Here is a 24345-nt window from a genome sequence, read left to right as displayed (position 1 = left end):
ACTTTTGACACGGTTTGTCTTACGAATATCTGATTAAAAACTACGATATTATGACTTTTTGCTGCGGAAAGATTTTCTGTACTGTAAAGGGGTGGCACCTGTCTTCTTGCGGAACTCCCGCAGAAAGTTCCCCAGGTTGTTGAAGCCGCAGTCCAGACAGATATCCATAACGGGAAGCTCCGTATCCTGAAGCAGGGTGATGGCATGGCCGATGCGGTATTCATTGATGTATGTGATGGGGGTCCTCCCAATGGCTTTTTTGAAAAAACGGCAGAAATACTGTTCGTTCATGCCTGCCTGTTGTGCCAGGTCCCGGATATAGAATTTTTCCTGGTAATGTTCATGGATGTAGGCAAGAGAATTTTTTATGATCTCCACGCGGTAGTCATCCGTCTTTTCCTGGGTGGTCAGAAGCCCCTCACCTGACAGGATGCCCAGGATCTTTAAAAGGCCGGCCCGGATAAAGAGCTGGGAGGGCAGGTCTTCCGTCACGGTCTGTCCTTCTTTGGAAAGGTAGGAACCGTTTTGATAAAATACGTTTACAATATCCAGGTATTCTTTTTTGACAGCAGAAAAAGCCGCGTCTTTTGCAGTGAGGCGCAGGGGGAAAAACAGTTTTTTCTTTAAAAGGGGCTGGAGGATGCGGCTTTGGGCAATATCGTAGTTGTCAAAGCTTAAAATGCGGGGATGGAAGAGCACAGCAGATTCCAGACAGACCGATTGGGGATGGATGGAGTGCAGCTCTCCTGCGTTGATAAAATAGAAACATTCCTCCTGTATTTTGTAAGTCTCCATATTGACGTCCAGTTGGAATTCTCCCTTCATAAAATACAGGATTTCCACCTCGTCATGCCAGTGGTGTTTTACCCCTTCCCAGTCCGTGACCTCAAAAATCTCGTAAAGGCCGCAGGGAAAAGAGGCTGTGCCGTGGTCTTTTTGTTCCTTCAGATCCAGGTCTGAATTGTCTGGAAGCTTCATATGTTTTCCGCCTTTCCTGTTCATTCATTCTGGTAAAAGCATAGCACAGAATATTTGCCGCAACAAGAAAAAAAACAGGCAGTCTGCTTGGGCAGGATATTCTGCTTTTCAGAGGTCAAAATCAGCCTAATATGTGTCAAAAACGTCATATTGTCTTTTGGCTCATTGGCAGGTAAAATGAATGAAAGATATAACCATAATGTTATAAATAAATCATGTAGACAGGAGAAGTAAAGTGGAGAATAAATATGTGATCGACTGGGATAAATACGCAGCCCTTGCCCGCCGGGCAGCAGCAGAGGGAGCTGTACTGCTTAAAAATGATAATCAGGCACTGCCATTAAAAAAGGAGGCCATTTCCGTATTTGGAAGGATCCAGTATCATTATTATAAGAGCGGTACCGGCTCAGGAGGCCTGGTAAACGCAAAATACGTGATCGGCATAATGGATGCCCTGCAGGAGGAAAAGGATCTGACTCTGGATGAAGAGCTGGTGGCAGTTTACCGCTCCTGGATCATGGAACATCCATTTGACCAGGGAAGCGGATGGGCACAGGAGCCTTGGAGCCAGGATGAGATGCCTCTGGATGAAAAGATGGTGGAGGAGGCGGCAGCCAGGTCTGACGCGGCAGTCATTGTGATCGGCCGTACAGCCGGGGAGGACCGGGATGCATCGGCAGAGAAAGGCAGTTATCTTCTGACAGATCTGGAGGAGGATATGCTGGAAAAAGTGTGCCGTTTGTTTAAAAAATCAATTGTAGTCCTGAATGTGGGAAATATCATTGATATGAAGTGGGTGGAGAAATACAATCCCTCTGCCGTTCTGTACACCTGGCAGGGAGGCCAGGAGGGCGGACACAGTGCAGCAGATGTACTGACAGGCAGAGTGAATCCCTGCGGAAAGCTGGCGGATACCATCGCCCGTGATATCTCTGACTACCCGTCCACAGAAAATTTTGGAGGCGGGGACTTTGATATCTATGCGGAAGATATATACGTGGGATACCGCTATTTTGAAACCTTTGCCAGAGATAAAGTCCTGTATCCTTTTGGATTTGGTTTGTCTTATACATCCTTCCGGATAGAGTGCGGTCCCATAAAACGCCTGGATGGGGAGACCTCTGTCTGTGTAAAGGTTACCAATGCCGGTTCCTGTACGGGTAAAGAAGTGGTACAGATGTATGTGGAGCCTCCACAGGGAAAACTGGGCAAGCCATCCAGGAATCTTGCCGCATTTGCCAAGACAAAATGTCTGCAGCCCGGGGAATCCCAGGAGCTTGTGTTGAAAGTTACAGACTATTATATATCCTCTTATGACGACAGCGGAGCAGCAGGCTTTAAATCCTGTTATGTGCTGGAGAACGGCAGCTATGGAATCTATGTGGGCACTGATGTGAGAGGGGCAGAGGCAGCAGGGAGCTTTTATATCCCGGAGACCATCGCCACATCTGTCTGTACAGAAGCGGCAGGACCGGTGCGGCAATTCAAGAGAATACGGGCCAAAGAAGGCGGTGCATTGGCATGGGAGGAGGCTCCTCTTCGCACACATAAAATGCAGGAGCGCATACATAAGGAGATCCTTCCGGATATTACATATACGGGGAATAAAGGATTTACGCTGGGAGAGGTTTTTGACAGAGACATATCTCTGAATGAATTTCTGGCACAGCTCTCAGAGGAGGACCTCTGCTGTATCGTCAGAGGTGAGGGCATGTGTTCTCCCAAGGTGACGCCTGGTACAGCGGCAGCTTTCGGCGGTGTCACAGAATCCCTGCAGAAGCTGGGCATTCCCTGTGGCTGCTGCGCGGATGGACCTTCCGGCATCCGTATGGACTGCGGAACCCCTGCCTTTTCCATGCCTAACGGCACTTGTCTGGCCTGTACCTTTGACACGGAGCTGTCAGAAGAGCTGTACGAGATGGAGGGAGCCGAGCTTAGGAAAAACCGCATAGACACACTTTTGGGTCCTGGGATCAATATACACAGGAATCCCTTAAACGGCCGTAACTTTGAATACTTCTCAGAGGATCCATATCTCACGGGTATTATGGCATCTGCCCAGTTAAAGGGCATGGCACGTTTTGGAGTGACCGGAACCATAAAACATTTTGCGGCGAATAATCAGGAATATCACAGAAGACTTTTGGACTCTGTGATGTCAGAGCGGGCGCTGAGGGAAATCTACCTCCGGGGATTTGAGATAGCGGTAAAAGAGGGGAAGGCTTATTCCATCATGACTACCTATGGTGCCATTAACGGCCTGTGGACAGCCAGCAATTATGACCTTCTGACCACAATACTCAGGAAAGAGTGGGGATTTGAAGGCATGGTCATGACAGACTGGTGGGCAGATTTAAACGATGAGGGAGGCCGGCCTTCCACAGACAATCTGGCAGCCATGGTGCGAAGCCAGAACGATGTCTACATGGTGACACAGGATTCCCTGAATAACAAGGATAACCTTATGGAAAGCCTTAAAAACGGAACGCTTAAGCGCGGTGCTCTCTTAAGATGCGCCGGGAATATCTGCCGTATGCTCATGAGATCTCCGGTTATGGAAAGAACTCTGGGCAGGATGTCTGAGGAGGAGAAAAAAGCTGGTGAGGTTATGGCAGGGGAGGATAAGGTGGATTTTGATATCACCTATCACAAAGTGCAGGGCAGCTTGGTGCTGGACGGTACAAAAATCGACACCTCCAAGGGCAATAGTGTAGTATACGGAATACTTCTGGATACTTTCGGTTCTTACAAAGTACGGCTGAAAGTAAAGGCGGACAGCGGAGAACTGGCGCAGATTCCCGTATCTGTTTTTGCGAACGGCCATCTGGAGGGGACTGTGACCATCAACGGAACCAAGGGAGAGTGGATAGAGATAGAAAAGACTATAGGGCCGCTGTTTGGTCCCCACAACTATGTCAGAATGTATTTTGCCCAGAGCGGAATGCAGATCCAGACCGTTACCATTGAATTGCAGGAAAAGATGGACAGAGGATTTTAGACAGAGGCAAAGTGCAGAACCTTTTGAATAACAGAGGTTCTGCACTTTTTTGTGGCTGAGGAAGGTCCAGGCCGGGACTTTTTAGACGGATGAATAAAAATAAAGCCGGGAAATCTTCTCTCCAGGCTTTGATCAGAGTAGCGGGAGTAGGATTTGAACCTACGACCTTCGGGTTATGAGCCCGACGAGCTTCCAGACTGCTCCATCCCGCGTTACATATTTAAGTATACTCAGTATAGTCCCTTTTTATACCAATGTCAAGAAAATAAAAAAGAGCAGCGCCCATTTGCCTGTTTTCAAAAAAAACATTCAGTTTCCTTCATATCTATGATACAATAAAACAAAAAACGTAACTGTTCAGTATCCACACATCTGCGGGCAAGATCTATCGGAAAATGCGCAGAACTGCTGAATAGTTACCGAGAACCAACCAACACACCAACAGCAGAAAGGCAGGAGAACAGATGGCGGGAAAATGTATCCTATGCGGCGGGAAATTAAGAAATGGCATCTGCACAGAATGCGGTATGGATAATAATAAAACAGATGCTGCATATCGTGCCCAACTGAACAGCAGCCAGTGTGAGGGTGCCCCTCTCACCCATGTGCACGGGGAAAACAACACGGAGCCTTACAACAGGCCGGTTTTGAACCGTTCCCGGCAGCAGGGGAGCAGCTCTTCAGCCCAGAGTGGGAACACAGCAAAGAAAGAACAGGGAGCCAATACATCTCCCAGAAAATATACTCCTGATAATAAAAATACCAGGAATGCAGGGAATTTTAATAGTTATCGGGAAATGTCCAAAGGGCCGGGAAGCCTGGGAGGGTCTTCTTTTACAAGAAAGCAGGGGGGAAATAAAGCAGGGCTTACTGTAGTGGCGGTTGCGGTTATAGCAGGTATTATCCTGGTGTCCATCGGCTATGCCAACAAGACAGAGGTAAGCAGCATAACAGCAGAAAAAATCTTTAACGATCCGGATTACCAGGAACCTTTTGACTATCAGCAGCCCTATGATTATCAGCAGCCTTATGAGTATCCGGAATACACCTTTGACCCATACCAGTACACCACAAAAGAGCTGGCTCCTGAGGGCGAGAGCTGGGAGATGGATCTGACTGCGGGTGCCTATGTGGTGGGATATGACATTCCGGAGGGGCAGTATATTGCAGGCGCCGGTGACGGCATGCGCCTGGAAGTGGCTGACATGGACAGCAATGTATGGTTCAGCGAGTATTTCGGGGAGGATGAGAACGAGGTGCAGCAGCTAGATGACGTGAGGCTGTTTACAGGTGCCATTGTACTGGTAAACGGTGGCGGAAATTTACATATAGCATCAGAGAACGCCCAGACAGGAGCAGTTGAGACACCTCCGGAGAACCCGCTGACAGAGGTGATCACCCTGACAGATACCATGGAAGCCGGGAAGGATTTTCCGGAAGGCACATATGATATTGTCATGGCGGCAGATGATTTTGGCATCGTGACTTATGAACTTCCAAAGGAGCAGGGGCAGGAGTATGGACTGAGCTTCAGCTTTTTGATGGATGCCAATCCGGGAGACGACTATCCGGACTATACCAAAGAATATAAAAACGCGGTGCTGCCCAAGGGTACTAAAGTGACAACAGACGGGCTGGCTATACAATTGGTTCCCAGTTCCAGGATCATTTCTGAGGACTACCATGCGTTTTACGATAATTACAGTTGATAGGAGACATCCATGAGTAAGAATAACAAAAAGAAAGCTTCTTTGGGAGGCGTACTGCGGAACATAATTCTCATTGCGGCGGTATGTGTATTTCTTTTTTCCGCATACCAGCTTGTGAATATTTACTTGGAATACAAAAAAGGAACAGACGAATATGACAAGATCAGGGAATATGTAAAAGAACCTGAGGGAAAAAAGGAAGAACCAAAGGACGAAACAGAGGATCAGGGAGAGAAAAAAGAGGAACTGATAGGTCCTCAGATTGACTTTGCGGGTCTCAAAGAGATCAACCCGGACGTTGTGGGATGGATCCAGATGGAAGCCCTTGACGTGAGCTATCCCATAGTAAAAGGAACGGACAATGACCATTACCTGCATTATACTTTTGAGGGACAGAAGAATGCTGCAGGCGCCATTTTTATGGAATATACCAACAACAGTAATTTTGAAGACTGCAATACCATCATTTATGGGCACAATATGAAAAACGGTTCTATGTTCGGAACGTTCAGGACACTCCACGAGCCGGAAAATCTGACCAGCCCTTATCTGTGGATCTGTCTGCCGGATAAGAGCTACCGCTACGAAATATTTACGGTGCACACAACATCTGCAACAGGTGACACATACACACTTTTCAGTGCCCCGGATGACCAGTTTACACAATATCTGAATAAAATGCGGGATGCCTCAGAGTTCCCGGTAGGCACAGCGCCCACCAAGGATGACAAGATCATAACACTTTCAACCTGTACAGGAAATGATGCAACCAGATTTGTGATACAGGCCAGGCGCCTGCCGGAGGTATATAAATAATGGAAGAAACGAAGCGGCTTCAGCAGATCATTTCAGAGAGCAGCAGCATAGTGTTTTTCGGAGGTGCAGGGGTTTCCACAGGGAGCGGGATTCCTGACTTCAGAAGTGTGGACGGTCTTTACCACCAGCAATGGGACTATCCGCCGGAGACTATTTTAAGCCATACCTTTTTTATGAGAAAACCGGAAGAGTTTTATCGCTTTTATAAAGCCAAGATGCTCTGTGATACCGCAAAACCTAACGCGGCGCATTTGAAACTTGCAGAGCTTGAAAAAGCGGGAAAGCTGAAGGCTGTCATCACCCAGAACATCGACAACCTTCATCAGATGGCAGGCAGCAAAAATGTGCTGGAGCTGCACGGAAGTGTGTACCGCAACTCCTGTATGAAATGCTGCACATCTTATGATTTTGCCTATATGAAGGCCGCAGAGGGTGTGCCAAAATGTGAAAAATGCGGCGGCATCATCAAACCGGATGTAGTCCTCTATGAGGAGAGTCTTGACAACGGGACAATTACCAGGGCTGTGCAGGCAATTGCCGAGGCTGAGGTATTGATCATCGGAGGGACTTCCCTGGCGGTCTATCCGGCAGCGTCCCTGATCGATTATTTCAGCGGTAAGCATCTGGTGGTCATCAACCGGGATGCCACACCCAGGGACCGTATGGCGGACCTTGTGATCAATGAGCCGATCGGGCAGGTATTCTCACAGATCCGCGTGGAATAAAACAGTAAGACAGACAGAAAGGAAACCGGAGATGGGATACAATTATGAAGTTGGAGACATTGTAAAATTAAAGAAGCAGCACCCCTGCGGCAGTCAGGAATGGGAAATCCTCCGGGTGGGCGCTGATTTTCGATTAAAATGCACAGGATGCGGACATCAGATCATGCTGGCGAGGAGAATCGTGGAGAAAAATACCAAAGATTTGAAAAAAAAGGCTTGAATATCCAGGAACGATATGTTAGAATTAATCCTCGTGATATATTATTTATCCTTGCTCTCTGCATATCAGAGGGCCAGAAGACCATAAGGAGGTAGAACAGCATGAACAAATATGAATTGGCATTAGTCGTTAATGCGAAGATTGAAGATGAAGCTCGTGCAGCAGTTGTGGAAAAAGCGAAAGGCTACATCACCCGTTACAACGGAGTAATTTCCGAAGTAGAAGAGTGGGGCAAAAAAAGATTAGCTTACGAAATCCAGAAAATGCGCGAAGGATACTACTACTTCATCCAGTTTGAATCTGATGCAGCTTGCCCTGCAGAAGTAGAACGCCACGTTCGCATCATGGACAATGTATTAAGATATTTAGTTGTTAGGAAAGACGCTTAATTCTTTCTGAAGGCACAAAACGCGGATCCATTGGAATTATGAAATTTTCTTACGGTCGGCGCAGAAAATGCGCAGACCTGTTGAATAGTTATAAGTGAGTTTCTAATTCCCGATACTATGTGCAAGGTAAGAAATGATGAGGTAGAGATATGAACAAAGTAATTTTAATGGGTCGTTTAACCAGAGATCCTGAGGTGAGATATTCCGCAGGAGAAAACTCTATGGCAATTGCCAGATATACAATAGCCGTTGACCGCCGTTTCAAGAGAGACGGGGAAGCTACAGCAGACTTTATCGGATGCGTTGCTTTTGGAAGACAGGCTGAATTTGCAGAAAAATATTTTCGTCAGGGTATCAAGATCGCTGTCAGCGGCAGGATCCAGACAGGCAGCTATGTGAACAAAGACGGCGTAAAAGTCTATACCACAGATGTTGTGGTTGAGGATCAGGAATTCGCCGAGAGCAAAGCAGTCAGCGACAGCCATGTGGGACAGGCTGGCGGACAGGGAATGCATGGCATGGGAATGCCTTCACCGACACCTGGTGCAGCATCCTCTGCAGATGGATTTATGAATATTCCGGACGGAATTGACGAAGAATTACCGTTCAACTGATAAGGAGCGGAATTTTATTAGGAGGTAAAAGATCATGGCTTACGAAAAAGGTAACAGACCGGATTCTCCGATGAAGAGAAGAGGCGGACGCAGAAGAAAAAAAGTTTGCGTATTCTGTGGAAAAGAAAATAACGAAATCAGCTACAAAGATGCAAATAAATTAAAAAGATATGTCTCTGAGAGAGGAAAAATCCTTCCGAGAAGAATCACAGGAAACTGTGCGAAACATCAGAGAGCTTTGACTGTAGAGATCAAAAGAGCAAGACATCTGGCAATCATGCCTTATGTTCAGGACTAATCTGCAGGCAGAACTATCGTATACCAAGCGCCGCTGCGTTATGCAGCGGCGTTATTTTGTTATCCGGGAAGCAGACTCTTTTGGGTTTCATCACTACCCAAAACGTGTTATAATGGGCACATCGGATGAGTTCGGTTATACCAAGGAAAGTGAGGCAGGTACATGAATTACAAAATTTTGATCGCCGAGGATGAACAGGACATTGCGGAGCTTTTAAGACTCTATCTTGAAAATGAGGGCTACCGTGTCTTTTGGGCGGGCAATGGAGTGGAGGCGCTGAAGATAATAGAGCGGGAAGATATCAGTCTGGCGGTTCTTGACATTATGATGCCCAGAATGGACGGATATGAACTTACCCGGCGCATTCGGGAGATCAGCAATATACCGATCCTGATCCTCTCCGCAAGGGATAAGAGCAATGATAAGATCCTGGGACTGAATCTGGGGGCAGACGATTACATGGCAAAGCCTTTTGACCCTCTGGAGATCGTGGCGAGAGTGAATTCCAATCTCAGGCGCTTTTATCAGCTAAATGCTGAGAAGCCGAAACAGGGGGAATCCTATATCCTGAAAGTGGGAGATCTGAGTCTGGATACCCAGACGCTTGTGCTGAAGAAAAAGGGCGAGGAGGTTCTTCTGACGCCTATGGAGTACAAAATTCTGGCACTTCTCATGAAAAAGCCGGGTATGATCTATACCAAGGTACAGATTTATGAGAGTACCAGCGGAGAATATTTTGAGAGCGATGACAACACGATCATGGTTCATATTTCTAATCTCAGGGATAAAATAGAAGACAACCCCAAAAATCCACGCTACATAAAAACCATAAGGGGAGTGGGCTATAAGATTGAAGACAGATAAAAGAAAAACAGGCAGCTTTCTGGCTCTCCTCATACAAAATTATGTGGGTTTTACACTGACCATACTCTGTATACTGGCATTGATATCTGCTGTTATCAACAAAGGATTTGAGAGACGGCTGGATGTGCCAAGCGTCAGCGCTCTGGAAGCGAATGAGGGTTTTTTGGAGGAGGGAAGCTATGACGAGTTTCCCTGCAAGAAAGTTCTGGGTCCGAAAGGAAAGTTTGTAATACTGGATGAAAATCAAAAGGCGGTATATAAAAGCAGTGACGAAATGGAGGACTCCTTTACCGACACAGAGCTGCACTGTATTCCGGAAATGACACTCTGGGAATACACAGAGACCACTACTTTTACCAACCAGGAGGGGAAGATGCAGATCCTGGTGAAACGCTACGGGCAGGCGCCGTCCCTGGGGAGTGAAACCTATGATGAGACGGAGAGTTTCATGATTTTAGATGAGGATTACAGAGTGCTCACAAATACCATGGATTTTCCCGCCGAGCGTCTTGGAGAGAAGGAGCTGAAGTATATGACAGATTCCGTCTCGAAGGAATACGGATACCAGAAACATGTATTTAAAGGGGAGGACGGCAGAAAATACACAGCAGTCTTCAAATATAAAAAGCTGGATGATCCCAGTTACCGTCACATAGTCTCTGCTCTGGAACGGCTCTGGCTGCTGACGATCCCGCTGTATGTCATTGTTGTGGCTCTCTTTGTGCTTAAGCTGAACCGAAAAGTAAAAGTTCCCCTGACCTCTTTAAGCCGTACTATCACCCAGTACCAGCAGGGAGAGAAGCCCAGCAATGAGTACAGAGGACCAAATGAGTTTGTGGAGATCGGTGACGATTTTGTCAGGCTTGCCGGCCGGCTCAACGAGAGCGAAGCGAGGCGCCTCAAGGCAGACAGGGACAAGCAGAAGATGCTGGCTGATATATCCCATGACTTAAAGACACCCATCACTGTGATCCAGGGATATGCAAAGGCAGTCTGTGACGGGGTGATACCTGAGGAGCGGCGGGAACAGTATCTCAAAACTATCTATCTGAAATCCTCTGCCCTCAATGAACTGATCAATACCTTTTATGAATACAGCAAGCTGGAGCATCCTGACTTTAGTCCCACGCTTAAAAGAGTGAATATCTGTGAATTTGCCAGGGAATATCTGGCATCTAAGTACAATGAGATCGCCCTGGCGGGGTTTGAGCTGGAAGTGGATATCCCCGAAAAACCTTTATACTGCAATATTGATGAACAGCAGTTTAGACGTGTTTTTGAAAATATAATTGCCAATGCCCTGAGACATAATCAGGAGGGAACCATGCTGTGCTTTTCTATAGTTGCCGAGGGGAACAGCGTTAAAATCACCATTGCAGACAACGGGAAAGGAATTCCGCCGGAGATCGCAGATGTCATCTTTGAGCCTTTCACTGTGGGAGATGAATCCCGCAACAGCAGGCAGGGAACCGGTCTGGGCCTTGCCATTGCCAAAAAGATCGTGGAATCCCACAAAGGGTACATCAGTCTTTCCAAACATCCGGAAAACGGGATGTCAACAGAATTTATTATATGGATGAAAATAGAGGAAACGCTGTCCGGATCGTGACAGCGTTTCCTCTATTGCAGAGATCAGCAGGCTTTTTTGATCCTGCATACAGGTCCGTCATTTTGCACGAAAATGCTAACTGCAATTTAAAGTTGTGCATCACCGCATTTGATGGTATAATATTAAAGTACATTTTCATCCGGCAAGGCATAATAGGAGACCGGACAAAGTAGAGAAATTGGCAGGTAAGAGGATATGAATGGGAAAATTAAGATTAAAGGTCAGTTGAAGCTGTACATGCAGTGGCCGGTGATTCTGGCAGTCCTTCTGATTCTCATGGATATTTGTGTGTTCCGTATCAACAGGCGTGCTGGTGCTGCTGCCAGCGGATTTTTGGCTGTTTATTTGCTGATAGTTATTTTCTTATACCATCACAGCCGTGCCATCATCATGAATGAGCTGATTTCTTTTGCTACCCAGTACGGGCAGGTGCAGAGAAGCCTGCTGAAGGAATTTATCGTTCCTTATGCACTGCTGGACAGCAAAGGAAAGCTGATGTGGATGAATGATGCATTTTCCGCCTTGTGTGAAAAGCCGCGGAAATATAGAAAATCAATAACCACCCTGTTTCCTGAGATCACAGTGGATACACTGCCTAAGGAGGACGCGTCTGAGGTGGTATTCCAGTTTGGCGAGAAGGATTATCGTGCATCTATGCGCAGGATTTCCATCCAGAAATTACTGGAGGATTCAGGTCTGGTGGAGGCGGAGGACGAGAATTTCCTCACAGCACTGTATCTCTTTGATGAGACAGAGATCAACCGTTACATTCGCAGGACAGAGGACGAGAAGCTGGTTACCGGACTTTTGTATCTGGACAATTATGACGAGGCACTCAACAGTGTGGAAGAAGTGCGCCGTTCCCTTTTGGTTGCTCTCATAGAGAGAAAGCTGAACAAGTATTTCAGTGAAGTAGACTGTCTTGTAAAGAAGCTGGAAAAGGATAAGTTTATCCTTGTTATGCGCCAACGCTCTCTGGAGGAGCTGAAGAAAAAGCGCTTTAATATTCTGGAAGACGTTAAGACCGTCAACATTGGAAATGACATGGCAGTGACCATCAGTATCGGTATCGGTATCAATGCGCCCAGTTATGCCCAGAATTATGAATATTCCAGGATCGCGATCGACCTTGCTCTTGGCCGCGGTGGTGACCAGGTGGTGATCAAGGACAAAGAGAGCATGACATATTTTGGCGGGAAGTCCCAGCAGATGGGCAAGAATACCCGCGTAAAGGCACGTGTAAAGGCACATGCACTGAAAGAATTTATGGTTGCCAAGGATAAAGTGGTGGTCATGGGACACAAGATTTCAGATGTGGATTCCATCGGTGCCGGAATCGGTATCTACAGGGCAGCAAAATCCTTGAATAAAAAGGCGCATATTGTTGTAAATAATCCCACTATGTCTGTACGTCCGATCATTGAGAATTTTATCAACAATCCGGATTATGATGAACACATGTTTGTGGACAGCGCAGAGGCAAAGGATATTGTGGACAACAATACCGTTGTGGTTGTAGTGGATACCAACAAGCCCAGCTATACAGAATGTGAGGAGCTTCTTTCAAAGACAAAGACGATCGTGGTGCTGGATCATCACCGTCAGGGCGCGGAGGTGATCTCCAATGCGGTTCTTTCTTATATAGAACCCTTTGCGTCTTCAGCCTGTGAGATGGTTGCGGAGATACTGCAGTATTTCTCTGATGATATCAGGATATATAACATAGAGGCGGATGCTCTTTATTCCGGCATCATTATTGATACCAATAATTTCACGGCCAAGACAGGCGTGAGAACATTTGAAGCTGCTGCGTTTCTGCGCCGGTGCGGTGCGGATGTGACGCGCGTGCGCAAAATGTTCAGGGATGATGTGGGTTCCTACAGGGCGAAGGCTGAGGCAATCCGCCATGTGGAGACTTACCGGAACTATTTTGCCATTGCGGTCTGCCCGAGCCAGGGCGTGGACAGCCCTACCATCGTGGCGTCTCAGGCAGCCAATGAGCTTTTGAATATCAGCAGTGTGCGGGCATCTTTTGTGCTCACAGACTATAATCACACGATCTATATCAGCGCCCGGGCCATTGATGAGGTGAATGTACAGCTTATCATGGAACGCATGGGCGGCGGCGGCCACATCAATATGGCCGGAGCACAGCTTAAAGATGAAGAGATGGAAATCGCTGTCATCAAACTGAAAGAGACCATTGACCAGATGGTTAAGGAAGGAGACATAGAGATATGAAAGTAATTTTAGTAGAAGATGTAAAATCCCTGGGAAAAAAGGGTGACATTGTAAATGTAAGTGATGGATATGCCAGAAATATGCTGTTTCCCAAAAAGTTGGGACTGGAGGCCACTTCCAAAAATATCAACGATCTGAAGCTCCAGAGAGCACATGAGGATAAGGTGGCAAAGGAGCAGTTTGACGCGGCACAGGCTTTCAAGGCGGAGCTGGAGACAAAAGAAGTGACAGTATCTATCAAAGTCGGTGAAAACGGCCGTACCTTCGGTTCCATTTCTTCAAAAGAGCTGGCAGAGGCAGCGAAGGAACAGCTGGGATATGACATTGACAAGAAGAAAATGCAGCTTTCCTCCCCTATCAAAGAACTGGGAACCACAAAAGTGCCCATTCGACTGCATCCGAAAGTGACAGCAGAGCTGAAAGTTATTGTGAAGGAGGCATAAGCCTTCTGAGGGAAAGGAGCCATAGCTGTCATGGAAGAAGCACTCATAAAGAGAATCCTGCCCCACAGCATTGAGGCGGAGCAGTCGGTTATCGGTTCCATGATAATGAACAGAGATGCCATAGTAACCGCATCGGAGATCATTACAGGAGATGATTTTTACCAACAGCAGTACGGCATTGTCTTTGAGGCCATGGTGGAACTCTACAACGAGAACAAACCTGTGGATCTGGTGACACTGCAGAATAGGCTGAAAGAACTGGATGTACCGCCTGAGATTTCCAGTATGGAATTTGTGGGAGAATTGGTGGCAGCAGTGCCGACCTCTGTGAATGTAAAGTATTATGCGGAGATCGTGTCTGAAAAGGCAATGCTGCGAAAGCTGATCAAGACCACAGAGGAGATTGCCAACACTTGTTATCTGGGCAATGAGCGGACACAGGAAATTCTTGAGATCACAGAAAAAAAGATTTTTGATCTGGTTCAGAGAAAGAGCAGTGATGAATTTGTTCCTATAAAGGATGTGGTCCTCAATGCGATCGAGAAGATTGAGAAGGCATCCAGGACTAAGGGGAGTGTTACGGGTATCCCCACAGGATTTATTGATCTGGATTACAAGATGTCCGGTTTCCAGCCGTCGGATCTGATCCTGGTAGCTGCCAGGCCGTCTATGGGAAAAACGGCATTTGTACTGAATATTGCTCAGTATATGGCGTTTAAGAGCGGTGTTACCACCGCTATATTCAGTTTGGAGATGTCAAAGGAACAGTTGGTAAACCGTCTGTTGTCTCTTGAGTCAAAAGTGGATTCTCAGAGTATCCGTACAGGTAATCTGGAAGATGAGGACTGGGCAAAGTTGATCGAGGGTGCCAATATTATTGGATCCTCCAATATGATCATTGACGATACACCGGGTATTTCCATTTCGGAACTGAGGTCAAAGTGCAGGAAGTATAAACTGGAGCAGAATCTGGGAGTTATCTTTATCGACTACCTGCAGTTGATGTCAGGAAGCGGCAGAAGTGAATCACGTCAGCAGGAGATTTCCGATATATCCAGGTCGCTGAAAGCCCTAGCAAGGGAGTTGAGCGTGCCGGTGGTGGCACTGTCTCAGTTGAGCCGTGCTGTGGAACAGAGACCGGATCACAGGCCCATGCTTTCTGACCTTCGAGAGTCAGGGGCTATTGAGCAGGATGCCGACGTTGTTATGTTTATCTATAGAGATGATTATTATAATAAGGACTCTGAGAATAAGAATATTGCGGAGATCATTATTGCGAAACAGAGGAATGGTCCGATTGGGACGGTGAATCTGGTTTGGCTGCCTAATTATACGAAGTTTGTGAATATGAAGAAATAGAAATAAAGAAATAAAGGTTCTGTGGCTGGTGGCTGCGGGGCCTTTTTTGGTGGGGAGGGGACGGGAAATGACAAGAGGGCCGGGAGGTGCGGACACGGAGTCAGGGGGTGCGAAGCGTTCCGCTGCCCCGGAGCTAACCTGCTCCCAATCACTAAATTCATCGGCATGGGCCTCTTCATTAAGTGTTTGGGGCAGGTGGATCTCCGTGACGCTCCACTGAGACATCGCACCCCCTGACTCCGTGTCCGCACCTCCCGGCCCTCTTATCATTTCCCTGGGGTTGGTTTGACCGCAGGGATGTGGAGAACGGGAATGAACGAGAGATAGAATGATTGTGATGATGGAGATAGAATGGTAGTGATAATAGAGAAGGAACGGAAACGATGATAGAGATAGAATAGGAATGACGATAGGAGATAGAACGGTAGTGAGAAGAGATATAGAATGGAAGCGATGCTATAGATAGAGCGGAAGCGATGATGGAGAAAATGATAATTGGTGTGTAGAAAAAGGGGAAAATTATTTGAAGTGATTGACAGATGGGAGAGAAAGTGATATATTTGTCTTATTAAGAGATAAATATATCACTTTTAGGAGGATGGGGTATGAAGAAAAATTGGAAAGGGATTTTATTGATTGGGGTTGTTTTGGCAGAGGTTTTGGCTGTGGGGTTTGATATGGTTTTTAATGAGGGCAGGATCGTACAGCCGGTGGATTTGGATACGTATGTGTTTAGGGGGACGGATCTGCCTTTGATCGCGGCAACAGCAGCACTTGTCTGTTATGTTTTGTTTCTGATGATCCGAAGCCTGGTGATAAATTTCAGGAATGGAGGGACAGCGGAAAAAGGGGTGACCAGGAAATTAAGCCCTAAATTCGGATGGTTGGGGTTTTTTGGATTTTTTGGGTTTCTTGGTATTCCGTCTTATATTATACAGGGGCAGGTTTGGCCGTTTTTCTTCTTTGTGTTTTTTGGATTTTTTGGGTTTTTCTACGAGGCAAAGATGAGCTGTACTTTGATGGACGAAAGATTTAAGGAGGAACAGTCCAGGGCACAATTGGTTTCTTATAAAACAGGATTTGGACTTCTTTGGGCAGTCGCATGGTTTGTGGGATTAACAGGGGGACGTATGGGTATTGATCATGTGGCTCTTATTTTCTCTGTTGCATCCTCTCTGATCATTGGCTTGGTCCTCTTTCTGAACAGCTATCTTTTGTATAAATATGATACGGAGGAAGCAGAGTGAGATGGGGATAGAAGGTTTTACATGTAATCTGAAACAATACCGTCAGCAAAAAGATATGACTCAGGAACAACTGGCCAATGCTGTAGGCGTCCGCCGCGAAACCATTATGCGTCTGGAAAAAGCCCAGTATAACCCTTCTCTAAAACTGGCGATTGATATCTCAAGAGCCGTGGGGGCTCCTATAGAGGAAATTTTTATTTTTGATGAATAGGCAAAATGCAGTCATTACTTTCCGAATGGCTGCATTTTTATTATACTTTCTGCCCTATACCGAACCTACCTCTCTGCGAGGAGGATCGAAAACGCATCCATCCTGTCCTGGTACCGGATAGATGGCCGGGAGACGGACCGGAAGAATCTCTGCTATTTCTTACGCTTTCTTGAACACTCTAAAAAGACTGTCTTACAATGGATTCTTTTCTAAATGGTTTTCACTTATATAAGCTAAGAAGATCATTTACAAATATTTCATCATTTGTAAGTTGAATTTTATTACTGATTAAAAATCCATCCAAGGATTGGATCGTTTTGTCAATCATAGAAATTTTCCATCTTTTGCTTAAATCTTTTTTTAAACTAATGTAAATTTCATTTTTTAATGGCTCATATACTATGGAACTTAGAGTGTTTTCCTGACTGGTTTTGCTTAAAATTTCAAAGGCTTCATTTATTCCAAAGCTGTCAATATGATCAGAAATATATTCATAAGCACAAATATACCTGTCAGCACCTATACCATGTACTTTATTATAATTTACATCCTCAAAATTTCCATTTGGAAAATTAGTCATGATTATAAAGTCATTATGGATAGGACTTATTATATTTCTGTCATTTCCTTCTTCCAGAATAAATGCATCGCCGCTTTTATCGGCAATCATAGTATGCAGCCCCAAATCCGGAAATAATGGATTTCTAGGATACGAGATCACTTTTTTATCAGGAAGTTCAAAAAATTCAGAGGATTTTCCTGTTTTCCTTAAAGCCTCATCAAAAAGTTCAAAAGCAAACCAATCATTTTCGTCACAACTTGATTTAAAACCTGGACCATATTCCACTGCCTGAGTACAGACAAAAAGTCCCTCGCTATTAAAACCAGCGATATCCCTGTATCTGTTATCTAATAAAGCTGAAAAATAAAATAAATTCTTATCATTATAGCTTGTGACTTTCAATCTTAAGTCAACATCATCAGTATCGAAATTCATACCATAAATAGCATTTTCCTGATGATATACTGCAAAACTTGTACACATTTTGAAGCCTCCTTTTAATATATAATATGTTTAGAGTATTTAAAGAATCTTTAGGTATTTTATCATTGGCCTCACCACTTTTGTACACTTCTGTTCATATGATAACACAAGCATCCCGATGGTTCAATCTACAACATTTTTCGGAATCAAAAATGCGTCATATAAGTTTATACTTTACACAGCATTTTCTTATTCATTTTGTCTCAATAACCAGATGACAGCTTAGCTATTTCCCATGGTTCTGCTCTGGGAAAAATTCCTGTCGGATACCGGCTCATTATTGGCACTTTCCTCACGGAACCAAACATTTTTATTTCTGAATCTCTCCATGAATATTTCCTGTGTTATTATAATTGTTACTTTTCTTCGGTACTATGGGACAACTTAATTATAAATCAACCCTGTATTTCCATTGAGGAACGCGTAGGTTACGAGTCCTTGTCACCTATATTTTTTGAGTTTAAAGTAAAGAACTCTTTACATTTTTGTGGAATAGGTTATAATAGAAATGTAAAGAACTTTTGACATTTTAAAGGAGGTATACGTCATGAAAAAAATGGATGAGATGGACAGGAACATCAGGCTTCGTTCTGAAGAATTAGGGTTTAAAGCAGCGGTTCTAATTCTGGCAGTCTGGGTATTGATTGAAAGCTGGCGCAATTTTTCAGGTGATGGTATATCGAATCAGATTCCCATGCTGGTGCTGGCAGCAGTTTTATGCGTTCAGGGATTTTCTGAGATGCTGATGAAAAGAAAAATGATTTCTGGCGATGAAGAGTACAGAGAACCAAACAAATTTTTATGGAGCATAATCTTTGTCATTGCCATAATAGCCATTATAATAACCATTGGTTTCTATCTATTGTAATTCAGCATAAAAGCAGGAGTCCAAATGAAAAACAACATCAAACAACTCAGAAAACAAGCCGGTTTCCGCCAGGAAGACATGGCCAATCAACTGGGCGTCACCCGCCAGACCATCATAGCCATAGAAAACGACAAATACAACCCCACCCTGGAACTGGCCATGAAAATAGCCCGCCTTCTAAACAAAAATGTAGAGGATATCTTCTTTCTGGACTAAAGATATCCCCTACAAAAACAATCCATTCAGCCACTGACTCAAGCCTCGGCAAAAAATAATTTTTTGTGAAAACCAAGTTCAATGAATATTATTTTCAACAAGCTGTAATTTCGGCAACCAGTGATTTTAGGGAAAGGCAAGTTCAGTGAACATCACATCCAACAAACCGTAATTTCGGCAACCGGTGATTTCAGCGAAAGGTAAGTTCAGTGAACATCACATCCAACAAACCGTAATTTCGGCAACCGGTGATTTCAGCGAAAAGTAAATTCAGTAAACATCATTTCCAAGAAATTGTAAGTTTGGCAACCAGTGATTTCAGCGAAAACCAGGGGAAGAGGGGCGTGTGGGAAACGTGGGAGCGATGTCTTAGTGGAGCGTTCGGGAGATCCACCTGCCCCAGACACTTAATGAAGAGGCCAATGCCGATGAATTTAGTGACTGGGAGCAGGTTAGCTCCCGGACAGCGGAACGCTTCGCTCCCACGTTTCCCACACGCCCCTTTTCCCCGTCCGCCTTCACATCCTCGTCCACCTTCCCCAAAACATCATATCCTCTTCCCCAACATCTCCGGATTAGAAGCATGCCCCAACGCCTCATGCCTGGTAATCCGTCCCTCCTTTACCAACCGCTGCAGACTCGCATCCATGGAAACCATATCTCCCCCGGCTGAAGAATATATAAGCCCGTCGATCTGATGTACCTTATTCTCACGGATCATATTTTTGATCGCCGGTGTTGTCTTCATGATCTCAAATGCAGGGATCAGCGACTCATTCACATCAGGCACCAGTTGCTGTGACACCACGGCCCGCAGCACGGAGGAGAGCTGTACTGCAATCTGCCGCTGCTGATTCGGGGGGAAGACATCAATGATACGGTCTATGGTGTTGGCTGCTCCCAAGGTATGCAGGGTTGACAGTACCAGGTGGCCTGTCTCGGCGGCTGTCATAGCCACTGCCATAGTTTCATAGTCCCTCATTTCCCCTAAAAGGATCACATCAGGACTCTGCCTCAGAGATGCTCTCAGAGCCATAATATAACTTTCCGTATCTGTGTTGATCTCACGCTGGCTCACAATACTTTTCTTATGGCTGTGCAGAAATTCCAGAGGATCTTCCAGTGTGATAATATGCTTTTCCTGTGTCTTGTTTATGGCATCAATGATACATGCCAGCGTGGTGGATTTCCCGCTTCCCGCGGGACCTGTCACAAGTACAAGCCCTTTGTTAAAATTCCCAAGGTCAATAATAGAATCCGAAATCCCCAAATCTGCAGGATTGGGAAGCTGGAAGGTGATGACGCGGATAACTGCAGCCATGGAACCACGCTGTTTATAGGTGCTCACCCGGTAACGGGAAAGTCCCCTTACGGCAAAGGAAAAGTCGTCATCTCCTGTCGCCAGAAAATGGGAGATGTCCCTGCTGCCCGCCAACTGGTAGATTTCACGTATCATGGATTCTGACTGTGCGGGCATGATCTTATCTTCTCCCATAGTGACAAGGGAGCCGTTTTTTTTGTACGAGAGGGGCAGACCTGCAACGATAAATAGGTCTGACGCACCAATGTTGGTAGTTTCTGTTAAAAATTTAAGTGCATCCATTGCTGTTTCCTTTCCTGAGTTATGTGTCGCTTCCGTACACAGGCAGGGTTTCTTCCTGCTGCCATGTCTCTGTATTTATGATTTTCCAACTCTTTATCTGATAATAGCTGTCCCCCTCCTTTGGTTCTTTGGGGAGAAGAAGAGCTGCATACAATTCTTGTTTTGTCCCTGCGGGAACATGAAATTCCAGTTCCTGTTCTGAAGTAAATGTGACGGCCTCTGTATCTTCCAGGGCAGATTTTACATGCTGCAGGTATTCCTCTGTGTTCCCATAGAGTATATACTGCTCCTCCAGACACTGGTCAATGGTGAGGAGGATCTCGTTTGCTTTATTTTCCGCCTGATAATAATCCTGAATGTGCTCTGCGTTTTTTTGACTCAGGCGGTAATCTGAGCGGGCGCTGACAAGAGAGAGTACAGCAAAGGTGATCATGCACAGCAGGACAAAGATCAGCAGGATAGAGGATGTGCCCACACCAAGGATTGGTTTTCTGCTTTTTTCCATTACGCAGGCTCCTTTCATTGAGATGCCCCTGCTTTGCGGGCTATGGGGATTTTTGTGGTGAGACTATAGAGAACATCACCGTCAAGACCGGTAAATTCTATTTGGGCTGTTCTGTTGTATTGGGAGGCGGTCTGCTCTATACATAGATAGTAGGCGGCATCCTTTTCGCTGCAGACTTCCCCGTTTTTATCATAGCAAAGGCGGATGATACCATCCTTTTCCACTGCCTCGGGGAGAAGTGCTTTCACTGCTTCATAGGAGCCGTCTGTATGGGCCAGTACCTCGGCGGCGCTGGAGGCATAGTTGGAGCCTAGAGTCAGTTCTCTTGCGGACTGGCTCATGAAATGCGCCTTTACAAAAACCTGGATACATACAGCACTGGCCAGGGAAAAGAATAAGATTGCAAGTATCAGTTCGATCAAAAACAGACTGGACCGTGTATTTTGCCGTTCTCTCACTGGGATCTCCTTTCTGACAGATCATTCACTTTGTACATGGATCAGCAGGGACAGGGAATGTTTTTGTCTGTCCGTGGCTGTGAATCGGAAGAAGCCCCGGGATACTTCCTGGATCGTAAAATCTGTCACTTCCAATATGGATTCACCCTGGGATTTTTTCGGCTCCTTATCTTTTTGGATGAAAAGTTCTTTTAAATATCCCTCATCTTCATAAATATAAGTGGCATATTCCTTATCCTCTATAGTTTCCAACAGGATCAGCGCATCCCTGTCCTGGATCTTTCCAAGGGAAATACTGCCCGACTCATTGTGCTGGCGCACTTTTTCCGCCACATAGGAGAGGGAGGTACGGGTGGTATAATTGGCGTCCATATCGGCCGCTGTGGATTGGTATACATGGGCACCTATGAGCACCACGGCCAAGGCTGAAGCGGCAAATACACAGAGAAGTCCTAGGGTAAAAAGCACATCTATAAAATGATTCTGACGCTGTCTGGGATTCATGGCACCACCTCCCCGTCATTCAGCGGTATGACATCAATGTCAGGCATCAGATTGGAACCAATCACTTCATATGTAACCAGGTATTTATCGTGGTCATAGGTGATGCCGTAATGGTCTTCCAGGTATGTGAGGCTTTCCGGATAACTTCCCTCAACGGCGTAGCAGTGCACAGCACTCCTGATCACAGCCTGTTTTAGGCTTCGCTCCTCTTCCTTCTGTGTGGTGGAGGAGACGGAGGACATGCCATAGAAGAGAAAGCACATCAGGCATAGGAATACAAGGGCGGGCAGAAGCAGTCTGTGAAAAGAATGATTCTTTTCCGTTTGAAATCGGTTCATATGACAGCCCCCTTTATCCGATGCTGGACATGATTCCCATAAGAGGAAGCATGACGGACAAAAGGATCATGCCCACGACTACAGACAGGACAGCGACCAGTGTTGGCTCCAGCTTGGATACGAGTCCGGTTATCTGCTCGTTGACCTCCTCATCATACTGGGCAGCGATCTGCCGCATCACATCGTCCATGGCACCTGTGTGAAATCCGATATGGACCATTCGCGCATACAGCCCGGAGAAAATCCCGGCTTTTGAAAGTGCGTCTGAAAATCCTGCGCCCTCAGAGATCAGGTTTCTGGCGGTTTGGATCTTTTCCTGCATGGCAGGATGGTCCGTCAGGCGGGAAACCATTTCAAGACTCTGGTCTGTATCCAGGCCGCTGCTCAGGGCCAGGGACATACCGCTGGCAAAACGCGCGGCCGCCAGCTTTTCTGAGAGGCCTTTTGTCAGGAAAAAGCGTCCGGAAAAGTTCCTGAGGGATTCCCTTCCCCTGTTGGTACAGGAAAAGTAGAAAAACAGGGCGATAACTACAGCAGCGATCACAATAAACACCAGAGCGTACCGGTTCAGGACCTGTCCAAACCCCATGATGCTTTTGGAGATACCAGTGAGACCGGTTCCAAGCTGTTCAAATACCTGTTCAAAAATGGGCATGACCTTTGTGATCAGCACCAGCACAACTGCCAGCATCATGACAATCATGACAAGAGGATAGGTGACAGCGCTTTTGATATTTTTAGAAATAGCATCCTCCCTCTCATAATGCTCTGCCAGGGATGCCATGACATCATCCAGCCGTCCGGCCTGTTCTCCGATCTCCACCATATTGCACAGGTATTTTGGAAAAACCTGTGCCTTTTCCAGGGAGGACCAAAGACAGCCGGTCTGTTCTATGTGCTCCAGGACTGTTCTGAGTATCTGCTGCCCTTCCTCCTGGGGAGCATCCTCCAGCATAATGGAAAGCCCCTCCGTGGAGGAGATACCGGAGCGGAGAATGAGTGCCATCTGGCGGCAGAAGGTTGAGAGTTCATTGTTGGATAAAGCTTTCATGCGGCTCCTTTCTAACGGGTATACCGTACGGTATAATTGTTTCCGTCACCAATATATTTTAATATCTTTTTGCTGTTCTTATTGCTGGAGGCAAAGGTGGGATCCATACGCTTCCAGCTCTTGCCGTCAAATTCAATGATATTGTCGATCCATCCCACATCTTTGATATACACGCTGATCCATGCGTGGTATACTTTTCCGGAATATCCAATTTCCAGTTTTGTGGGGATATCCTGGGAGCGAAGCATGGCGGTCATCAGGGAGGCATAGTCAAAGCAGATGCCTTCACAGGAGGAAAGGGTCTCATCCAGATCCGGCAGATAACCGGTGGGAACTGTTTTGGCTTTCTCCTCATCATAGGAGATGGTCTCTGTGACATAGTAATAGATATCAGCCACAGCGTCCAGATCCGAGGTGGCTGTCTTTACCTGTTCCTGGGCTGTTTTTACAGCTTTACTCTCAGGGGTGAAATCTACGTATTGATTTGGATACAGATAGGGAATAAAGTCGCTCTCCAGCTTAACGTCAATGGTTTCACTGTAGAGAGCGGCATATTTGTCACCTGTTATATTTTCATATGTGCTTATGGTGTATGAGCCGTCCCCGGAAGTGAGGGGCATGGTCACATAGGGACCGGAGGTGATGAAATATTTGTAATTAATGCCGTCAGGGCCGTCAATCTGAATATTGGCCTTGGCCGCATCTCCTGTATACTGTGCCATAATATAGCCCTGGTCTGTGTGGGAGACGTCGATGACCAGGGGCTCTGCCCCCAGTACGGCGGTTCCTGAGGCCTCGGGCATATGGACCTTTGGCGTGTTGGGGCGTACCGTTTCTTTTTTTTCTGCTTGGGAAGTGCTGGATTTTTTTGTGGAGCCGGACGATGCGCTGGCGGAAGAACAGGAGGCCAGAATCAGTGCGGGACACAGAACAGCTAAAATGCCGCATAGCAGATGGAACATACGGTTGTGAGTCATACTGGACCCTCCTCGTGTCTGCTGCTTCTTACGTTCTGAATTATTGTTTTTATCATATC

At 46.1% G+C, this 24345-nt stretch carries 27 protein-coding genes and 1 tRNA gene; 17 read left to right on the top strand and 11 right to left on the bottom strand.

Going from position 1 to position 24345, the window contains the following annotated elements:
• Positions 1–48 precede the first annotated feature (48 nt).
• Positions 49–978: a helix-turn-helix domain-containing protein gene (locus tag BLCOC_RS20665; protein WP_115623224.1), complete on the bottom strand. Its 930-nt coding sequence runs from the start codon at positions 976–978 to the stop codon at positions 49–51.
• Positions 979–1213: 235 nt separating this feature from the next.
• On the opposite strand from BLCOC_RS20665, the gene BLCOC_RS20660 reads away from it, so the two are divergent.
• Positions 1214–3976, top strand: coding sequence for a glycoside hydrolase family 3 protein (locus tag BLCOC_RS20660; protein ID WP_115623223.1), 2763 nt, complete (start codon positions 1214–1216; stop codon positions 3974–3976).
• Positions 3977–4114: 138 nt separating this feature from the next.
• On the opposite strand, the gene BLCOC_RS20655 is transcribed toward BLCOC_RS20660, so the two are convergent.
• Positions 4115–4188 (bottom strand) — tRNA-Met (locus tag BLCOC_RS20655).
• 252 nt (positions 4189–4440) lie between these two features.
• On the opposite strand from BLCOC_RS20655, the gene BLCOC_RS20650 reads away from it, so the two are divergent.
• The 14 genes from BLCOC_RS20650 (at position 4441) to BLCOC_RS20585 (ending at position 16721) form a co-directional block, all read left to right on the top strand.
• Positions 4441–5685, top strand: a complete 1245-nt coding sequence (locus tag BLCOC_RS20650) for a hypothetical protein (protein ID WP_115623222.1) — start codon at positions 4441–4443, stop codon at positions 5683–5685.
• A 12-nt stretch (positions 5686–5697) separates the two neighbouring features.
• Complete coding sequence (gene srtB, locus BLCOC_RS20645; protein WP_018598537.1) at positions 5698–6501, top strand: class B sortase; 804 nt, start codon at positions 5698–5700, stop codon at positions 6499–6501.
• On the top strand, positions 6501–7226 hold the full coding sequence (locus BLCOC_RS20640; protein WP_115623221.1) for an NAD-dependent protein deacylase: 726 nt from the start codon (positions 6501–6503) through the stop codon (positions 7224–7226). Before srtB ends, BLCOC_RS20640 begins: the two co-directional genes overlap by 1 nt.
• Before the next feature lie 31 nt (positions 7227–7257).
• Entirely contained in the window at positions 7258–7446 is a 189-nt protein-coding gene (locus tag BLCOC_RS20635) for a DUF951 domain-containing protein (protein ID WP_018598535.1), read from the top strand.
• 101 nt (positions 7447–7547) lie between these two features.
• Positions 7548–7835 (top strand): 30S ribosomal protein S6, encoded by a 288-nt coding sequence (gene rpsF, locus BLCOC_RS20630; protein WP_018598534.1) that lies wholly within the window; start codon positions 7548–7550, stop codon positions 7833–7835.
• Between the two features lie 149 nt (positions 7836–7984).
• Positions 7985–8449, top strand: coding sequence for a single-stranded DNA-binding protein (locus BLCOC_RS20625; RefSeq protein ID WP_018598533.1), 465 nt, complete (start codon positions 7985–7987; stop codon positions 8447–8449).
• Between the two features lie 34 nt (positions 8450–8483).
• Positions 8484–8747 carry a 30S ribosomal protein S18 gene (rpsR, locus tag BLCOC_RS20620; protein WP_018598532.1) on the top strand — a complete coding sequence of 88 codons (264 nt, stop codon included), beginning with the start codon at positions 8484–8486 and terminating at the stop codon, positions 8745–8747.
• 162 nt (positions 8748–8909) lie between these two features.
• Positions 8910–9611 (top strand): response regulator transcription factor, encoded by a 702-nt coding sequence (locus tag BLCOC_RS20615; RefSeq protein WP_018598530.1) that lies wholly within the window; start codon positions 8910–8912, stop codon positions 9609–9611.
• A complete protein-coding gene (locus BLCOC_RS20610; RefSeq protein WP_029468197.1) occupies positions 9598–11220 on the top strand; it encodes a sensor histidine kinase in 1623 nt (540 codons plus the stop codon). Before BLCOC_RS20615 ends, BLCOC_RS20610 begins: the two co-directional genes overlap by 14 nt.
• 195 nt (positions 11221–11415) lie before the next feature.
• The gene (locus BLCOC_RS20605) at positions 11416–13461 is read left to right on the top strand and encodes a DHH family phosphoesterase (RefSeq protein ID WP_029468198.1); all 2046 of its coding nucleotides are present in this window, start codon (positions 11416–11418) and stop codon (positions 13459–13461) included.
• On the top strand, positions 13458–13904 hold the full coding sequence (gene rplI / locus BLCOC_RS20600) for a 50S ribosomal protein L9 (protein ID WP_018598527.1): 447 nt from the start codon (positions 13458–13460) through the stop codon (positions 13902–13904). The genes BLCOC_RS20605 and rplI overlap by 4 nt, the downstream gene beginning before the upstream one ends.
• A gap of 30 nt (positions 13905–13934) precedes the next feature.
• Entirely contained in the window at positions 13935–15263 is a 1329-nt protein-coding gene (gene dnaB, locus BLCOC_RS20595) for a replicative DNA helicase (protein ID WP_018598526.1), read from the top strand.
• 605 nt (positions 15264–15868) lie between these two features.
• A complete protein-coding gene (locus BLCOC_RS20590) occupies positions 15869–16510 on the top strand; it encodes a DUF3796 domain-containing protein (protein ID WP_115623220.1) in 642 nt (213 codons plus the stop codon).
• Position 16511: 1 nt separating this feature from the next.
• The gene (locus BLCOC_RS20585; protein WP_018598524.1) at positions 16512–16721 is read left to right on the top strand and encodes a helix-turn-helix transcriptional regulator; all 210 of its coding nucleotides are present in this window, start codon (positions 16512–16514) and stop codon (positions 16719–16721) included.
• A gap of 220 nt (positions 16722–16941) precedes the next feature.
• Here the strand turns inward: BLCOC_RS20585 and BLCOC_RS20580 are convergent, their stop codons facing one another.
• Complete coding sequence (locus BLCOC_RS20580; RefSeq protein ID WP_115623219.1) at positions 16942–17766, bottom strand: C45 family peptidase; 825 nt, start codon at positions 17764–17766, stop codon at positions 16942–16944.
• Positions 17767–18313: 547 nt separating this feature from the next.
• Here BLCOC_RS20580 and BLCOC_RS20575 point away from each other — a divergent pair.
• Both BLCOC_RS20575 and BLCOC_RS20570 read left to right on the top strand, forming a co-directional pair.
• A complete protein-coding gene (locus tag BLCOC_RS20575) occupies positions 18314–18634 on the top strand; it encodes a hypothetical protein (protein ID WP_115623218.1) in 321 nt (106 codons plus the stop codon).
• Between the two features lie 24 nt (positions 18635–18658).
• Positions 18659–18850 carry a helix-turn-helix transcriptional regulator gene (locus tag BLCOC_RS20570; RefSeq protein WP_115623217.1) on the top strand — a complete coding sequence of 64 codons (192 nt, stop codon included), beginning with the start codon at positions 18659–18661 and terminating at the stop codon, positions 18848–18850.
• Between the two features lie 369 nt (positions 18851–19219).
• Here the strand turns inward: BLCOC_RS20570 and BLCOC_RS20565 are convergent, their stop codons facing one another.
• Genes BLCOC_RS20565 through BLCOC_RS20530 form a run of 8 tightly spaced genes read right to left on the bottom strand, consistent with a single transcriptional unit; the run spans position 19220 to position 24286 of the window.
• Positions 19220–19393, bottom strand: coding sequence for a hypothetical protein (locus BLCOC_RS20565; protein WP_165907178.1), 174 nt, complete (start codon positions 19391–19393; stop codon positions 19220–19222).
• Between the two features lie 4 nt (positions 19394–19397).
• On the bottom strand, positions 19398–20453 hold the full coding sequence (locus BLCOC_RS20560; RefSeq protein WP_115623216.1) for a type IV pilus twitching motility protein PilT: 1056 nt from the start codon (positions 20451–20453) through the stop codon (positions 19398–19400).
• A 19-nt stretch (positions 20454–20472) separates the two neighbouring features.
• Positions 20473–20958, bottom strand: a complete 486-nt coding sequence (locus BLCOC_RS20555) for a hypothetical protein (RefSeq protein WP_131918300.1) — start codon at positions 20956–20958, stop codon at positions 20473–20475.
• 14 nt (positions 20959–20972) lie between these two features.
• The gene (locus BLCOC_RS20550) at positions 20973–21416 is read right to left on the bottom strand and encodes a hypothetical protein (RefSeq protein ID WP_018598518.1); all 444 of its coding nucleotides are present in this window, start codon (positions 21414–21416) and stop codon (positions 20973–20975) included.
• Between the two features lie 21 nt (positions 21417–21437).
• On the bottom strand, positions 21438–21920 hold the full coding sequence (locus tag BLCOC_RS20545; RefSeq protein ID WP_029468205.1) for a DUF4860 domain-containing protein: 483 nt from the start codon (positions 21918–21920) through the stop codon (positions 21438–21440).
• On the bottom strand, positions 21917–22258 hold the full coding sequence (locus tag BLCOC_RS20540; RefSeq protein ID WP_018598516.1) for a hypothetical protein: 342 nt from the start codon (positions 22256–22258) through the stop codon (positions 21917–21919). The genes BLCOC_RS20545 and BLCOC_RS20540 overlap by 4 nt, the downstream gene beginning before the upstream one ends.
• A gap of 13 nt (positions 22259–22271) precedes the next feature.
• Positions 22272–23309, bottom strand: a complete 1038-nt coding sequence (locus BLCOC_RS20535) for a type II secretion system F family protein (RefSeq protein ID WP_115623215.1) — start codon at positions 23307–23309, stop codon at positions 22272–22274.
• An 11-nt stretch (positions 23310–23320) separates the two neighbouring features.
• Positions 23321–24286 carry a transglutaminase-like domain-containing protein gene (locus tag BLCOC_RS20530; protein ID WP_018598514.1) on the bottom strand — a complete coding sequence of 322 codons (966 nt, stop codon included), beginning with the start codon at positions 24284–24286 and terminating at the stop codon, positions 23321–23323.
• Positions 24287–24345 lie beyond the last annotated feature (59 nt).

This window comes from Blautia coccoides, from assembly GCF_034355335.1.
Classification (GTDB): domain Bacteria; phylum Bacillota; class Clostridia; order Lachnospirales; family Lachnospiraceae; genus Blautia; species Blautia producta.
The sequence above is the reverse complement of the archived record's forward strand: the minus strand, read 5'-3'. Positions and strand labels throughout refer to the sequence as shown.

Bases quoted from the DNA above. Each gene is read 5' to 3' on its own strand.
- BLCOC_RS20665 (WP_115623224.1), bottom strand. From the start codon at position 978: ATGAAGCTTCCAGACAATTCAGACCTGGATCTGAAGGAACAAAAAGAC.
- BLCOC_RS20650 (WP_115623222.1), top strand. From the start codon at position 4,441: ATGGCGGGAAAATGTATCCTATGCGGCGGGAAATTAAGAAATGGCATC.
- srtB (WP_018598537.1), top strand. From the start codon at position 5,698: ATGAGTAAGAATAACAAAAAGAAAGCTTCTTTGGGAGGCGTACTGCGG.
- BLCOC_RS20640 (WP_115623221.1), top strand. From the start codon at position 6,501: ATGGAAGAAACGAAGCGGCTTCAGCAGATCATTTCAGAGAGCAGCAGC.
- BLCOC_RS20635 (WP_018598535.1), top strand. From the start codon at position 7,258: ATGGGATACAATTATGAAGTTGGAGACATTGTAAAATTAAAGAAGCAG.
- rpsF (WP_018598534.1), top strand. From the start codon at position 7,548: ATGAACAAATATGAATTGGCATTAGTCGTTAATGCGAAGATTGAAGAT.
- BLCOC_RS20625 (WP_018598533.1), top strand. From the start codon at position 7,985: ATGAACAAAGTAATTTTAATGGGTCGTTTAACCAGAGATCCTGAGGTG.
- rpsR (WP_018598532.1), top strand. From the start codon at position 8,484: ATGGCTTACGAAAAAGGTAACAGACCGGATTCTCCGATGAAGAGAAGA.
- BLCOC_RS20615 (WP_018598530.1), top strand. From the start codon at position 8,910: ATGAATTACAAAATTTTGATCGCCGAGGATGAACAGGACATTGCGGAG.
- BLCOC_RS20605 (WP_029468198.1), top strand. From the start codon at position 11,416: ATGAATGGGAAAATTAAGATTAAAGGTCAGTTGAAGCTGTACATGCAG.
- rplI (WP_018598527.1), top strand. From the start codon at position 13,458: ATGAAAGTAATTTTAGTAGAAGATGTAAAATCCCTGGGAAAAAAGGGT.
- dnaB (WP_018598526.1), top strand. From the start codon at position 13,935: ATGGAAGAAGCACTCATAAAGAGAATCCTGCCCCACAGCATTGAGGCG.
- BLCOC_RS20590 (WP_115623220.1), top strand. From the start codon at position 15,869: ATGAAGAAAAATTGGAAAGGGATTTTATTGATTGGGGTTGTTTTGGCA.
- BLCOC_RS20585 (WP_018598524.1), top strand. From the start codon at position 16,512: ATGGGGATAGAAGGTTTTACATGTAATCTGAAACAATACCGTCAGCAA.
- BLCOC_RS20580 (WP_115623219.1), bottom strand. From the start codon at position 17,766: ATGTGTACAAGTTTTGCAGTATATCATCAGGAAAATGCTATTTATGGT.
- BLCOC_RS20575 (WP_115623218.1), top strand. From the start codon at position 18,314: ATGAAAAAAATGGATGAGATGGACAGGAACATCAGGCTTCGTTCTGAA.
- BLCOC_RS20570 (WP_115623217.1), top strand. From the start codon at position 18,659: ATGAAAAACAACATCAAACAACTCAGAAAACAAGCCGGTTTCCGCCAG.
- BLCOC_RS20560 (WP_115623216.1), bottom strand. From the start codon at position 20,453: ATGGATGCACTTAAATTTTTAACAGAAACTACCAACATTGGTGCGTCA.
- BLCOC_RS20555 (WP_131918300.1), bottom strand. From the start codon at position 20,958: ATGGAAAAAAGCAGAAAACCAATCCTTGGTGTGGGCACATCCTCTATC.
- BLCOC_RS20545 (WP_029468205.1), bottom strand. From the start codon at position 21,920: ATGAATCCCAGACAGCGTCAGAATCATTTTATAGATGTGCTTTTTACC.
- BLCOC_RS20540 (WP_018598516.1), bottom strand. From the start codon at position 22,258: ATGAACCGATTTCAAACGGAAAAGAATCATTCTTTTCACAGACTGCTT.
- BLCOC_RS20535 (WP_115623215.1), bottom strand. From the start codon at position 23,309: ATGAAAGCTTTATCCAACAATGAACTCTCAACCTTCTGCCGCCAGATG.
- BLCOC_RS20530 (WP_018598514.1), bottom strand. From the start codon at position 24,286: ATGACTCACAACCGTATGTTCCATCTGCTATGCGGCATTTTAGCTGTT.